A 13377-nucleotide genomic window follows, 5' to 3' on the forward strand; every position below is an offset into this window, starting at 1 on the left:
CGGCAGGACCGCCCCGCCGAGGACCGTGCCCCCGTCCTCGCGGCCGGCGCCGCCGCCGCAGCTCCCGCTGCCGCGCACCCCGCCGTCCGCGCCGGCGCCGCGCCATCCGTCGACCCCGGCGGGACGGCCGGGATATCCGTCGCCGGCCACGCCGCCGGGCGCCGCCCCGAGGCGGGTGCCTGCTCAGCGGTCCCCCTCCGCGCGTCGGCCGCCGTGCCCCCGTCCGACGCTCGTGCCGCACGGGCGCTCGTCGCCCGCCGGTCCGCCGCCCGCGCCGGTGATCGGCTCCGACGGCTGACCTCCGCGCATCCCGGCGCGGGCCGGTGGACCGGGTCGCTCCCGCGTCCCCGTCCACCGGCCCGCGCCAGGCGGGGTGTCGTTCCACCTCGCCGTCGTCGGCTGACCGCACGCTCGCCGCCGCGCCGGTGGTCCGGGATCACGACTGCGCCGCCCGTGGCGTCGCATCACCGTACGAGAACGGTGATCCCGTTTGTAACGGAAACATGCCGCGAGCGCGAGGTCGACCACGGGACGGAGCTTGACGCCGAGCGCTTCGATCGCGGCGGCCTCGCCACCGATCTGTCCGCCCTCGTCGAGCATGTCGTCGCCCTGCTGAGCACGCCGGTCGGGCGGCACGCGCTGCCGGGCCTCGCCGCCGATCTGCAGGCCGACCCGGAGGTTCGACACAGCTTTCGCCCCCGGTTCGTCGCCGCCGAGGTCGAGCTGGTGGCCGGGATGCTCGCCCGTGTCCGATCCCGGGCCGAGCTCCGGCCGGACTGCGCGATCAGTGCCCACGGCGTTCATGCACATCTGCTTGGAATGGCCTGGGCCGAGGTCTTCCTCGTCGGCGGGGAACCGGACGCGCGAGCCATTGTCGACCGAATTATGCGCTCGGTTCTGTCCACGCTGACTGTCGTTGGAACAGACGATAAACCCCTGGTCACCCTTCGACGCCTCGGGCGGCGGGATGCCGCCACCCCCGGGCCGTTGTTCACCGAGACCTCGCTCGGTCAACCCTCGCCTGGCAGCCAGGTGGCGGTGGACAGGGTGCGCGTCGAGGGGCCGTCGGGGTCGTCGTCGGGCCGGTTGCCGCGGGTCACCGACCGCTCGGCGATCCGCCAGCCCTGTGGCGTGCGGACCACGGTGTCCTGGTAGTCGCCCGATCCCGCGGTGCCGTCGCCGCGGATCACGAAGTACTTCGCCCACACCCGCAGCGTGTCGTCGTCGATTCGGTGGACGGCGATGTCGGTGGTGTGGTGTGGGAACATCACCCGCCCGTACGGCAGCCCGCTCGCGGCCTGCGCCAGCGGCACCCCGCCCATCACCGCGTCGTCGGTGTACGCCGCCGGCGCGGTGCCCAGCGCGATGTTGTCGAACATGTGCGGATGCTTGGCGAGCAGGCTGCACACCTCGGCGTAGGTGGCCGCGTCGACCGGCACGATCCTCACGCCCACGGTGCCTGCCCGTCGGCGACGACGGCCGGGCCGCCGTGGCGCGGGTGGACGGTCCGCCTGGTCACCCGCCAGCCGGCGGGCGTCTCGGTGAACACGTCGACGACGTCGGCGCTCGCGACACTGCCGTCGCCGGCGATCGTCACCAGCCGGCTCCACGCGGCCAGGCCGCCGGGGACCTGCTTCACCTCCGTGTTGACGGTGTGGTGAGAGGGGGGCGTCGCAGTGTCGGGGGCCGGCGGGTCGACGAACACCTGCGCCAGCAGCTCCGCGTCACCGTTGTCGACCGCATGGCCGTAGAGCGCGAGAACCTGCACCGCCGCCGCGGTCTGCTCGCCGGTGGCGTCGGGCAACGCGGCGAACGCGGCGTACGTCTGTGGCAGACGGTGCTGCTCCACCTTCACGTCGGCGCTGTCGCGTACGCCGCCGGGCGGATGGCCGCTGGGCCGTAGGTGCCCCGAGATGTGGTCCGTCGTCATCGTCCCGACGTTAGTTCACCCGGGGACACGGCGTACTCGGTGCTTCCAGGGGTTCATGAGTGGGACGCCCAGGGGAGCGAAGTCGGACTCGTTGCGGGTGACGAGGGCGAGGCTGTGCACCTGGGCCGTGGCGGCGATCAGGGCGTCGTGGGCTGGGCGCCGGTCCGGCACGTGGAGTCGCGCCGCGGAGTCGGCGACGGCGGGGTCGACGTCGAGCACCCAGCCGGCGTAGGCGGGTAACACGCTGTGGTCCAGCCGCGAGTCGAGGACTGCCGCCTGGCGTAGGTCATGTCGTCGCCTGGCGGGTTTGCGGAGCTCGGAGATGACATGCGTGTCCAGCAGGAAGCTCACAGGTCGATCTCGCGCGGCGAGTCCCGCGGGCGTACGGGCGCACGGGCGCGAAGTCGATGTCCTCTTCCAGGACGAACGCGTCGCCCAGGCTGCCTGCGGTGCCCATGAGTCGCTGGTGGTCGGCGAAGGACAGCAGGACGCGCGAAGGCCGACCATGATCATCTCAACCACCTCCCCATGCAGGTACTTACCTGCATTACTCGTCGTGGGCGGTTTCGCTCGGACTCACGTGACGGGACTGTTGCATCGAGTCAAGCCGAGCGATCTGGGACCGGCGCTCCGCCACCGCCGAACACCGATAAGCTCGTTACCGAGCGTGACGCCGGCTGAAGGCGGGTGAAACCGGCGTGTAGGGGCGGTGATACCGCCGTTGTCTAGCGTTCTGTCCAGCGCGCCCGCCCCTCGGCGCCGCGACGCTCCTTCGTCCGCACCGCCCTGAACGCATCCCGTGGAAGGAAGACGTGTGTCAGCTTTGCCCGCGGTCCAGGCCGGCGGCCTGGTCAAAAGATTCGGCGACGTTCGCGCCGTCGACCAGATCGATCTCGAGGTGCGCCACGGCGAGATCTTCGGCGTGCTCGGGCCCAACGGCGCAGGCAAGACGACGATGCTGAAGATGCTGGCCACGCTGCTGACGATCGACGGCGGCCGGGCCGAGATCTTCGGCGTCGACGTCGCCGCCGAGCCCCACCGCGTCCGCCAGCTCATCGGAGTGACCGGCCAGTACGCCTCCGTGGACGAGGACCTCACCGCCGCGGAGAACCTGTGGCTGTTCGGCCGGCTCCAGGGCCTGCGCTCGGCGGACTCGCGTGCCACCGCGCGCCGGCTGCTGGAGCAGTTCGGTCTGGGGGAGGCCGCCGAGCGGAGGATCTCGACGTTCTCCGGCGGGATGCGCCGCCGGCTCGACCTCGCCGCCTCCCTCATCACCCGGCCGCCGCTGATCTTCCTGGACGAGCCGACGACCGGCCTTGACCCGCGCACCCGTGGCCAGATGTGGGACACCATCCGCGAGCTCGTCGACGACGGCTGCACCGTCCTGCTCACCACGCAGTACCTGGACGAGGCCGACCAGCTCGCCGACCGGGTCTGCGTGATCGACCATGGCCGCAAGGTCGCCGAGGGCACGCCGGACGAGCTCAAGACCCAGGTCGGCGACTCGACCCTGCAACTTCAGCTCGCCCCCGGGGCCGATCAGGAGCTCGCCCGCGTGGTGGTGCGTCGCGTGCTCGGCGAGGAGCCGGTCACCACCCCCGAGTCCGGCCGGCTCAACGTTCCGCTCGACGTCGCCGACCGGGCCGCCGACGTGCTGATCGCGCTGCGCGAGGCCGGCGTCGGCATCGCCTCGGTCAGCGTCGCCAAGCCGACCCTCGACGAGGTCTTCTTCGCCCTCACCGGCCACGGCACCGCGGCCGACCCCGGTGCCGGCGGCCCGACCGACGCCGGCGACCCGGCCGGAACCGTCCCCGGCCAGGACACGCCCAGCCTCGACGACACCACCACGGAGATGGCCCGATGACCACCGTCCTCGACGATCCGACCGCCGCGCGCCCGCGCCCGGCCCCGGCCACCGACCCGGCCGCCGCCGTCGCCCGCACCCGGGCCCGCGTCGGGGTGGGAGACACCCTCACCCAGATCCTCGCGATGGCGTGGCGGGCGTTGAAGAAGATGCGCCGCAACCCGGAACAGTTCTTCGACGTGGCGCTGCAGCCGCTGCTGTTCACCGCGATGTTCGCCTACGTGTTCGGCGGGGCGATCTCCGGCGACGTCCACAGCTACCTGCCGCTGCTGATCCCCGGCATCGTCGCCCAGACCGTGCTCACCACCTGCATGGCCACCGGGACGCAGTTGCGGGAGGACATGGACAAGGGGGTCTTCGACCGGTTCCGGTCGCTGCCGATGTCCCGGCTCGCGCCCCTGGCCGGCCCGATGGTCGCCGACCTGCTCCGGTACCTGATCGCGGCGAGCCTGACCTACGTGATGGGCCTGATCCTCGGCTACCGACCCGGCGGCGGGGTGCTCGGCGTGCTCGGCGCGATCGTGCTGGCGGTCCTCACCGGCTGGGCGATCGCGTGGGCGTTCACCTGGATCGGCACGGTCGCCCGCAGCGCCCGTGGCGTGCAGGGCATCTCGATGATGATCCTGTTCCCGCTGACCTTCCTGTCCAACGCGTTCGTGCCGTCGAAGACGATGCCGGGCTGGCTGGAGACCTTCACCAAGGTCAACCCGGTGTCACATCTCGTCTCCGCCACCCGGGACCTGGCCAACAACGGTGTGATCACCGGGCAGGTGGGCTGGACGCTGCTGACCGGGTTCGTCGTGGTCGTGATCTTCATGCCGCTGTCGGTCGCCAGCTACAAGCGGCATCTCTAGCCCGTGGCCAGGCGGTACGTCGTGGAGCCGTCCGGCCAGCTCGTCGACGAGGACGTGCGCCTCGTCGACGAGCTGCGCCGGGCGCCGACCGTCGTCGTCGCCCGCCCGGACCGCCCGAAGCGCCCCGGGCGCCCGGCGTTCGGCAAGCGCCTCGACCCGCGCCCATCTCAGCGACGGGATCGTCGCGACGTAGGAGAAACGTTGCGCCAGCGCGAGCAGCTGCACCGCCTCCCGCACCGTCGTCCCCGCCGCCCGGCCGTCGCGAAGACCCCAGGCACCGAGTGCGAACAGCAGCGTCCCGCACGCCGGATAGTCGATCGTGGTGCCGCCGCGCCGCAACGCGCCGACGCACCGCAGGAGACCGGAGCGGAACAGGTCGCGGCCAACGGCAAGATCGTCAGCACTGGTCGCGTGCCAGGTGAACGCGGCCAGCGCCACCGCGTCACCGACGAGTGCCCAGGGTTCGACGCCGGTCGGTTCGATGCCGGGCCACCGCATCGCCCGCAGCCCCTGCGCCGCGTCCAGGTAGAGGCGTAAACCGCCGGCCGTGTCGCCGCGGGCGAGCTCGAGCTCCGCCCGGCCGATCGCCGCCATCATCGGACCGCTGTGCAGCGTGTCGCTGGGCAAGCCGACCCGGGCAAGGTACTGCTCGGCCGCATCGAGCCGGCCGTCGTTGATGGCGTCGAGCGCCAACAGCACCCGCAGCTGCGCGACATCGTCGCGGGCGCCGAGCCGCTCCAGGACCGGCAGGGCCGCCCGGGCGTGGGAACGGGCAGCCGGCAGATCCCCGAGCTGCATCGTCAGTTCGGCGAGCCGGGTGTGGATCACAGCCGTCAGCCACGGCCCGTCCCCCGGCGCGGTCAGTGTCAGCGCCCGGGTGGCGGTTGCGGCCGAGGCCCGCAGGTCGCCGGTGTTCTCCCGTTGATGGATCAGCCACACCAGAGCGTGCAGGCGGGTGTGCCGGTCGGGATCGTCCGTCAACCGCGCGAGCCGCGTCTCGACGTCCGCGATCGGCGTCGTCGGGGCGAGAGCGAGCAGCACCCGCGCCGCACCGACCAGCGACGGATCGCCCGTGGCCTCGGGGGCCAGCCGTGCCAACAGGTCGCGGACCGGCGACGGGAGAACCCCGTCGCCCATGAAGCTCGCGGTTCTCGCCACGGTGGTCCCGGCGGTCAGCGCCACCGAGGCCACCGTGGGCGGCGGTGTCCAGCCGACCAGCACCGCGGTGACCGCCTCGATCAGCGTCATCATCCGGGCGTGCTCGCCGCGGATCTCCCAGAACAGGCCGAGCACCGCCACCAGTCGCACGACCGTCTCGGCGTCGCCGCCGGCCAGCGCGGCCCGCAGCTCGTCGGCGAGGTTCGTCTCCTCGGCCGCGATCGCGTCGATCGCCGCGAACTGCCGCTCGGTGGACAGATCCCCGCCGTGTCGGGTCGCGTGGCCGACCGCCCAGTCCCGCTGGGCGCGGCGCGCCGATGCCTGCTCGCCGGCCTCGGCCAGCCGTAGCCGGCCGAACTCCCGGACCGTCTCCAACATCCGGTAGCGCACCCCACCGGCCGACTCGCGCACGCTCAGCAACGACTGGTCGACGAGGTTCTGCACCGTCTCAACGGGATCGCAGCGGTCATCGGCATCGCAACGGTTACGGGGATCGGAGCCCGTGCCCGGATGGTCGGCGGGACCGGGGGCGGCGAGGATCTCCTCCGCCGCCTCGAGGGTGAAACCGTCCGGGAAGAGCGCCAGCCGGCGCAGCGACCGCCGCTCCGGCTCGGCCAGCAGGTTCCACGACCAGTCGATCACCGCGAGCAGTGTGCGGTGGCGGTCCGGGGCGGCCCGGTCCCCGCCGCGCAGCAGGGTGAACCGGTCCGCCAGCCGCCGGTCGACGTCCTCCACCGACATCGCCCGGACCCGCGCCGCCGCCAGCTCGATCGCCAGCGGAAGCCCGTCGAGCCGGTCGACGATCCGGCCGATCGCCTCCCGGTCGAGCCGGACGGTGGGGCGAGCGGCGGCGGCGCGCTGGCAGAACAGCTCGATCGCGTCGACGCGGGCCAGTTCCCCGAGCAGGTAGACCCGCTCGGCGCTGATCGCCAGCGGGGCCCGGCTCGTCGTGAGCACCCGCAGGTCGGCGGTGGTCGTGACGAGGAAGGCGACCAGCTCGGCGACCTCGACGACGAGGTGCTCGCAGTTGTCCAGCAGCAGCAGTGCCGGCCCCCGGGCGAGCCGCGCGGCGATGCGGGCGCGCAGGTCGGCGCGCTGCGCGGGGGTCAGCACCCGGCGGTCGCCGATCGAGTCGCGGACGCCGAGCGCCGCAGCGATCTCGCCGAGCAGGTCCTCGGGCGCCGTCACCCCGACGAGATGGACGACCCGCACCACCGGCAGCGCGCTGTCCCGGGCGAGCAGGTGCGCCAGACGGGTCTTGCCGAGACCACCCGGCCCGATGATCGACACAACCCGGGACCGGTCCAGCAACACCCGCAGCCGGTCGACGTCGTGCTGGCGGCCCAGCAGGGCGGTGGAGTCGTACCGGATCCCGTCGCGGACGGGCTGGTCGAGGGCGAGTAGATCGCGCTGGATCCGGGTGAGCGTCTCCCCGGGGCTGCTGCCCAGTCGCTCCCGCAGGTCCCGGCGGTAACCCTCGAAGCGGTGCAGGGCCGCCCCGGGCCCACGCACCGCGGCCTCACTGCGCAGCAGTTCGGCCAGCAGTTCCTCGTCGTCGGGCCGCTGTGCGTGGGCCGTTTCCAGCAGCGGGAGCGATTCGGCGTGCCGGCCCGTCCGGCTCGCGGCCCGGGCCAGTAGCAGCCGGGCCGTCGCCAGGTCGCGCCCGGCCGCTCGGCGGACGTCGGCGAGCGTCCCCCGATCGTCCACGGCTACCGGCGGCAGCGATGCGCCGAGCTCGAGGGCCTCGCGGGCCCGCTCGGCGGCGGCCCGCGGATCATCCGCGACGAGTCCGGCGGCCTCGGCCACCAGTTGACCCAGCAGGCAGCTGTCGACCTGCGCCGGCGGGAGGCCGAGTCGGTAGCCGTCGCCGTCGCGCACCACCGCGCCGGCGCCGCAGGCCGCCCTGGTCCGGGAGACGACCACCTGCAGACCCTTGGTCGGGTTGGCCAACAGCTCCCCGCACCAGATCATCTCGACCAGCAGCCGCGACCGCACCGGCCGCCCATGTTCGGAGGCCAGGGCCGCCAGCAGCGCCTGCGGCCGGTCGCCCGCCACCGGGGCGCCCTCCCAGCGCACCCCGTCCAGGAGGGTGAGGCTCACGACCACGCTGATCAGTCTAGGCGGCCGACCGCCGACGGCCCGGCTCGCGGCGGACCAGGGTGCGTAGGCGGCGGCGACGTGAGGCCGCGCCGGCGCGCCCGATGCGGGTCGGCGACGCGGGCGCAGGTGAATGCCGCGCGGCGGTCCCGTCCGCGAAGATCGGGGTGTGGACGAGACGCCCGCACGCATGGCGACGCACGACGCTGTCGCCGCCCTGCTGGCCAGGATCGCGTAACCGGTGGTCGACCAGGTCCGGGTGCTGCGCCTGCTCCGCGCCATCACCGACGACCTCATCTGCGCTGCGCCGCGAGTCAGACGCCGACGACGAGCGCCGCGCGGGCCCGATCTGGCTGTGCGGCGTCAAGTCCACCTTCGTGACCGCGATCGAGACCTGCGTCGATGTTGATCCGCGCGTCCGGAATTGCGAGGCCGATCGGCAGTATGGAATACCTGGTCTCGCGCGCTCTCCATCACCCGGGCGATCCACTCCGCCCACTGCTGGTCCATCCCCGTGTATGGAGATGAAGAAGTCCACCCGGCCCGACGGCGGGACCACCGAGTCATCATCCGCCGGAATCCTCGTATTTATATTGGGAAAGCCTGCCATTTCCGTGCGGCACCCGGGTCCGATCGTGGGTGCAACGGCCGATGCCGCGGATCGACTACGCGACCACGAGGCTTGATCGGGACTGGGACGACTGGTAGGGCTTCGGCGCCAGGCCGAGGCCACAGCATGACCCCGACGCCGACCCTCCTGATCGTCCATCACACACCGTCACCGATGATGCGGGCGATGCTGGAAGACGTGCTCGTGGGCGCGCGGGACGTTCACGGGAACTCCGACACGACCGACACGACCGGCACGGTTCGGGGCGTCGAGACCATCGCGACTGGTCTGCAGTGGAAGGGCTTGCGCGACCCACTCACCGATGAGTCAGCACGCGGGTGCCCCGAACGCGCTGCCGGAAACGCGCGCAGTTTGTTGTTCTTGTATTACGGCAGCATTGCATGGTGTTGCATACGCCCACGGCGTGGTGTGGTATCAAGGCACCACTGTTCCTGGAGGGAAACGTCATGCCGACGACCGATACATCGACGACCGGCGAATCCGGTCTCGCCGGCCACCAGTCCACCCCGGTGAGCACGGCACCGGGTGGCGGCACCGCCAGCAGTCACGGCACCGAGCAGGACGGGTCCATCTCGGTCGGTTCGGTTCCTGGGCTGCGGGAGTTCCTCGTCCACAAGCGCGCGGCCCTGCAGGAACGCGAGGCCGCGGTCGCCGCGGGCGCCTTCTCGGAGCCGGTGGTGCTGCGGGCGCAGGCCAGCGCGGAAGGGCGCACCGGTCTCCGGCGCATCCGCATCCGCGACCATCAGATCCTCAGCGACTCGCTGCCCAGCTTCGCCGGTTACGACCTTGGACCCGGCTCACCCGAGCTCGTGCTCGGCGTGCTCGCCAGCTGCATCACCCACGTGTTCGAGGTCGTCGCCGCCCGCCTGGTGATACCGCTCGACGAGATCAGGGTGGAGGTCGAGGGTTCGATCGAGCCCCGAGTCGGCCGGCCCGGTTTCGAACATGCGCCGCGCGAACCGCACAACATCAGCTATCAGGTGTCCGTCACCTCCCCGGCCACGTCCGAACAGATCGAGGTGCTGCACCAGACCGTCGAGGCGGAGTGCCCGCTCCTCGCGCTGTTCACGAATCCGCAGACGATCACTGGCTCGCTGCTGCACACTGCAAGTAGTTGACCGGAAGCAAACTGTTGGTCAAGGCTGTCGAGATGGATGTCGGGTTGTTGGGGAGAGAGGCATGACGTTTCTGGACTGCGCGATCCCCGTGCTCCGCAGGGCGATTCCGCGCCGGCCCTTCTCCACCCCGCCGCTGGCATGACCACGGCGGAGTTCCTCTGGTACATCCCCAACGAGATCCGGCCCGGGCACCGCGGCGACGACGCGGTGCCCGGCCATAACAGTCTCGACACGCTGACCCGTCAGGCCGTCGCGATCGAGCGGCACGGGTGGCGGGGGGCGTTGCTCGGCGCCGGATGGGACCGGCCGGACACCTTCACCGTCGCCACGGCTCTGGTGGCGCGCACGGCCTGCTTCGAGCCGCTCATCGCCGTGCGTCCCGGCTACTGGCGTCCGGCGCACTTCGCCGCTGCCGCGGCCACCCTCGATCACCTCTCGGGCGGGCGGGTGCGGGTGAACATCGTCTCGGGCCGGGACGAGCTTGCGGCCTACGGCGACAGCGAGGGGGACCAGGCCCAGCGCTATGCCCGCACCGGCGAGTTCATGCGGCTGGTCCGCCGGCTGTGGACCGAACGGGACGTCACCCACCGCGGCGAGTACTTCCAGGTGACCGGCTCGACGGTCGCCCCCCGGGTCCAGGCGCGCCCGGGCCGGCCCCACCCGAAGCTCTACTTCGGCGGGGCCTCCGCCGCGGCGGAGCGGGTCTCGGCCACCGAGGCGGATGTGCAGCTTTTCTGGGGTGAGCCGCTCGACGGCATCGCCGAACGCATTGCGCGCCTGCGGGAACTGAGTGGGAAGCTGGGCCGCGAGCACCCGCCGCTGGAGTTCGGACTGCGCATCACCACCTTCGTCCGGGACACCACCGAGCAGGCCTGGTCCGACGCCGAGGCCAAGGTCGCCGACCTGGCGGCCCGCCAGGATGACCTTCCCGAGCGCCGGGGCCGCTTCCACGCCGTGGGCCAGCGGCGGCTACTCGACCTTCAGGCACGCGGTGAGGTCCTGGACGACAATCTCTACACCACGCCGGGCCGGATCGGCGGCGAGGGCGCCGGCACGACCTGGCTGGTCGGCTCGGCGGCGGATGTCGCGAGATCCCTGCGCCGGTACGCCGAGCTGGGAATCACCCACTTCGTCCTGTCGGACACGCCCTACCTGCAGGAGATAGAGCGTCAGGGGAACCAGCTGTTGCCGCTACTCAGGATGCCCGGATGACCAGCTGAGTGGTTCGTGGTCGGTTCAGCTGCTCACCGCGGTGTCTCCGACTACTGACAGCCCCCAGGCATGCAAGGTGTCGATGGTGTGGCGCCGGGCCGCCCTCGGCGCTCTCGGATCGGCCGAAAGCTGGCGGATGCTGGGGCCTCGGTGAACGAGAGGGTGAACTGCCACGGCGGCCGGCTCCTGCTGCTGAACGGTCGCGGTCCTCATACCGAGCGCGATCCCGGCACACGCCCGCCGGCGGCGGGAGGCTGGTGGGGCCGAACCGGGCCGGGCTCGCTGTCCGCCGACAGGTACAGCAGGCTGCCCCCGAGGCCCTGGATCTCCACCTCGATGGCCCGGCGCACGGCCGGCAGCGTCGAGAGCTGATCGGGGCTGGCGACCAGTACGCCGCAGTCCTCTCGACGCAAGATGGCGTCGAGCAGGACCGTGAGCCCGGCCCGGACGACCCTGGCTGGGGGCGTGTTGCGGTCGACGAAGATCTCGGCGAGCGTCATATCCGTGGCCTCGGCGTGGTCCGATTGGGGTGATGAAAGGCAGGCAGGACCGGCGGCGGGTGTGTTAGACGGTCACGTCGTGTGTGACGTCATCCAGCACCGCCGGTCCTGCGATCTGGGGGCCCGGTTCAGCGAAAGGCTGGGCAGAGGCCGAGCTACGCCGGAGTCTCGGCCTCGGGCGCGGCGAAGAAGGCCATGAGGTGGTCGCGGATCACGGCGGCCACCGGCTCCGGCGGGCGATCACTTCCGGGTCGGCTTCGAGGATGACGCACAGGTCGGGCCGGTCGGCCTCGGCGTTGGGGGCCCACAGGAAAGCCGGGTCCACCCCGTCGAAGCGCTGCATCACCAGGCCGGACGGGATGTAGCGGTCGGAGATGACGGTCTGGCCGGCCTTGAGGCGGGGCCGGATCTCGGTGTCGAGATGGTGGTAGCGGTCGGCGGCCTTCCAGGACCCGCTGCTCCAGGGTTTCCGGCACGATTTTGCGGCGGGCGGTGCCCGCGTAGGGCTCCGGCAACCCGGCCGCCTGGTAGTAGCTGGCGATCTGGTCCCGGTAGAACAGCCCGGTGAAGACAGTGGCGTCGGCGTGGCGACTGAGGGCGGCGGCGCGGGCCAGGTGCTCGTGGTGTCGTTCAGACCGGGGACCAGCGGACGCCAGTACAGCACCGTGCGGTAGCGCCGGGGCTGGACCTTCGTCGCCAGCTCCAGGGAGGCAGCGGCCACGGCCGAGGGGTACGGCTCGATGCGCGCCTCGTCGATGCCGCAGTAGGTGAACAGCACGGTCACCTTGAGATGCGCCAAGCGGTTCAGCTGTCAGGCTAACGAGCAGCACAGCAGTGCTGCACCCCTCAACGCATCGGAGGTGCATTGATGTCGCGGTCAGTCGTCTCAACGACCGGCGTGGACGTCACCCCCTTTCGTCGCGAGCTTCTGGCGATGATCGACGCGGAGGACTTCTCCGGCGTCAAGCGCAAGGTCTTCACCGACCTCGCCAAGCAGGGCGTCGTCCCGAGCGACGAGTTCCTGGACGAAGGTGTCCTGGCACTCAGGCAGTACTACGTCGTGGCGCTGCTCGACCCGACGAACCGGCACGCGGTCTCGGACGTGATCGACCCGTTCTGGCACGCACACATCCTTCACACGAAGCAGTACATCGACTTCTGTGACAGGGTGTTCGGCCAGTACATCCAGCACGAGAGTTCACCTCGCCTACCGGGAACCGAACGGCTGGATCTGTCCCTATCACTGCTTCGGGGATATGGACGCAGCCGCCCGCTACATGGATGCGATTCACCATCTCGCCGGCCACGACGCTGCTGGGAGGCGCGTTTGGGTGTATAGCCCGTGCAACTGTCCCTGACCATCCGCCCACCTTCTCGTATGAGAGGGTGGGCCTTACCTTGGTAGGGTATGGCTGTGGCGAAGCTGCTGGTAGTCCATCACACCCCGTCCCCAACCATGCAGGAGATGCTGGAGGCGGTTCTGTCGGGCGCTCGGGCGGATGAAATTGAGGGCGTGGAAGTTGAGGTTCGGCCGGCACTCTCGGCAACTGCCTCGGATGTCTTGGCTGCCGACGGATATATTCTCGGTACTCCAGCCAATATCGGTTATATGTCGGGGGCTTTGAAGCACTTTTTTGATGGTGTGTATTATCCTTGCCTTGAAGCAACCGTCGGTCGGCCGTACGCGCTCTACGTCCATGGAGGCAGCGACGCCACGGGCGCCGTGCGGTCGGTGGAGACGATCACTACGGGGCTGCGGTGGAGGCGCTTGCGGGAGCCGTTGACGGTGGTGGGAGCGCTCGACACTGCTGCCCGCGAAGCATGCTGGGAGTTGGGGGCGACCCTGGCGGCGATGCTCTCGGACGCGTAGCGTAACCAACCGACGCACGCGACTTTGTGCAAGTTCTGCGATCAAGCCTGTTACCCCTGTTTGGACGCCACCGTCGGCCGCCCTTACGCGCTGTACGTGCATGGCAACAACGACACGATGGGTGCGGGGTGCGGGGTGCGGGG

Annotated in this window: 12 protein-coding genes and 3 pseudogenes; 8 read left to right on the plus strand and 7 right to left on the minus strand. The window is 71.2% G+C overall.

Translation table 11 applies throughout. The features are described 5' to 3' along the window. Nucleotides 1-480 precede the first annotated feature (480 nt). Nucleotides 481-831: pseudogene (locus tag NBZ83_RS33430) on the plus strand (TetR-like C-terminal domain-containing protein); the annotation flags it as partial. A 179-nt stretch (nucleotides 832-1010) separates the two neighbouring features. On the opposite strand, the gene NBZ83_RS22600 reads toward NBZ83_RS33430, so the two are convergent. From NBZ83_RS22600 to NBZ83_RS22610, 3 genes are read right to left on the minus strand one after another with little or no spacing between them, the layout of a single operon-like run. After that, nucleotides 1011-1448: a nuclear transport factor 2 family protein gene (locus NBZ83_RS22600; RefSeq protein WP_261569893.1), complete on the minus strand. Its 438-nt coding sequence runs from the start codon at nucleotides 1446-1448 to the stop codon at nucleotides 1011-1013. Then, complete coding sequence (locus tag NBZ83_RS22605) at nucleotides 1445-1930, minus strand: hypothetical protein (protein ID WP_261569894.1); 486 nt, start codon at nucleotides 1928-1930, stop codon at nucleotides 1445-1447. The genes NBZ83_RS22600 and NBZ83_RS22605 overlap by 4 nt, the downstream gene beginning before the upstream one ends. Nucleotides 1931-1945: 15 nt before the next feature. Continuing rightward, nucleotides 1946-2281 (minus strand): PIN domain-containing protein, encoded by a 336-nt coding sequence (locus NBZ83_RS22610; RefSeq protein WP_261575738.1) that lies wholly within the window; start codon nucleotides 2279-2281, stop codon nucleotides 1946-1948. Nucleotides 2282-2744: 463 nt separating this feature from the next. Between NBZ83_RS22610 and NBZ83_RS22615 the strand changes: the two genes are divergently transcribed. Further along, nucleotides 2745-3794: an ATP-binding cassette domain-containing protein gene (locus tag NBZ83_RS22615; RefSeq protein WP_261569896.1), complete on the plus strand. Its 1050-nt coding sequence runs from the start codon at nucleotides 2745-2747 to the stop codon at nucleotides 3792-3794. Further along, a complete protein-coding gene (locus NBZ83_RS22620; RefSeq protein ID WP_261575739.1) occupies nucleotides 3791-4648 on the plus strand; it encodes an ABC transporter permease in 858 nt (285 codons plus the stop codon). The genes NBZ83_RS22615 and NBZ83_RS22620 overlap by 4 nt, the downstream gene beginning before the upstream one ends. 2145 nt (nucleotides 4649-6793) lie before the next feature. Here the strand turns inward: NBZ83_RS22620 and NBZ83_RS22625 are convergent. Further along, nucleotides 6794-7777, minus strand: a pseudogene (locus NBZ83_RS22625) (AfsR/SARP family transcriptional regulator); the annotation flags it as partial. A gap of 145 nt (nucleotides 7778-7922) precedes the next feature. Further along, on the minus strand, nucleotides 7923-8276 hold the full coding sequence (locus NBZ83_RS22630) for a hypothetical protein (protein WP_261569898.1): 354 nt from the start codon (nucleotides 8274-8276) through the stop codon (nucleotides 7923-7925). 363 nt (nucleotides 8277-8639) lie between these two features. On the opposite strand from NBZ83_RS22630, the pseudogene NBZ83_RS22635 reads away from it, so the two are divergent. The 3 genes and pseudogenes from NBZ83_RS22635 to NBZ83_RS22645 all read left to right on the plus strand — a co-directional run. Then, nucleotides 8640-8891, plus strand: a pseudogene (locus tag NBZ83_RS22635) (hypothetical protein); the annotation flags it as partial. Nucleotides 8892-8980: 89 nt separating this feature from the next. Then, nucleotides 8981-9652, plus strand: coding sequence for an OsmC family protein (locus NBZ83_RS22640; RefSeq protein ID WP_261569899.1), 672 nt, complete (start codon nucleotides 8981-8983; stop codon nucleotides 9650-9652). A gap of 138 nt (nucleotides 9653-9790) precedes the next feature. Beyond that, a complete protein-coding gene (locus tag NBZ83_RS22645) occupies nucleotides 9791-10864 on the plus strand; it encodes an LLM class flavin-dependent oxidoreductase (protein WP_261569900.1) in 1074 nt (357 codons plus the stop codon). A 209-nt stretch (nucleotides 10865-11073) separates the two neighbouring features. Here the strand turns inward: NBZ83_RS22645 and NBZ83_RS22650 are convergent, their stop codons facing one another. Beyond that, nucleotides 11074-11364 (minus strand): hypothetical protein, encoded by a 291-nt coding sequence (locus NBZ83_RS22650; RefSeq protein WP_261575740.1) that lies wholly within the window; start codon nucleotides 11362-11364, stop codon nucleotides 11074-11076. A 211-nt stretch (nucleotides 11365-11575) separates the two neighbouring features. After that, the gene (locus NBZ83_RS34380; protein WP_261575741.1) at nucleotides 11576-12163 is read right to left on the minus strand and encodes a dTMP kinase; all 588 of its coding nucleotides are present in this window, start codon (nucleotides 12161-12163) and stop codon (nucleotides 11576-11578) included. Between the two features lie 69 nt (nucleotides 12164-12232). On the opposite strand from NBZ83_RS34380, the gene NBZ83_RS22660 reads away from it, so the two are divergent. Beyond that, nucleotides 12233-12703 carry a UCP032817 domain-containing protein gene (locus tag NBZ83_RS22660; protein ID WP_261575742.1) on the plus strand — a complete coding sequence of 157 codons (471 nt, stop codon included), beginning with the start codon at nucleotides 12233-12235 and terminating at the stop codon, nucleotides 12701-12703. Between the two features lie 69 nt (nucleotides 12704-12772). After that, a complete protein-coding gene (locus tag NBZ83_RS22665) occupies nucleotides 12773-13234 on the plus strand; it encodes a flavodoxin family protein (protein WP_261575743.1) in 462 nt (153 codons plus the stop codon). Nucleotides 13235-13377: the final 143 nt, after the last annotated feature.

Origin of the sequence: Frankia gtarii (assembly GCF_025403375.1) — a bacterium.
Taxonomy (GTDB): domain Bacteria; phylum Actinomycetota; class Actinomycetes; order Frankiales; family Frankiaceae; genus Frankia; species Frankia gtarii.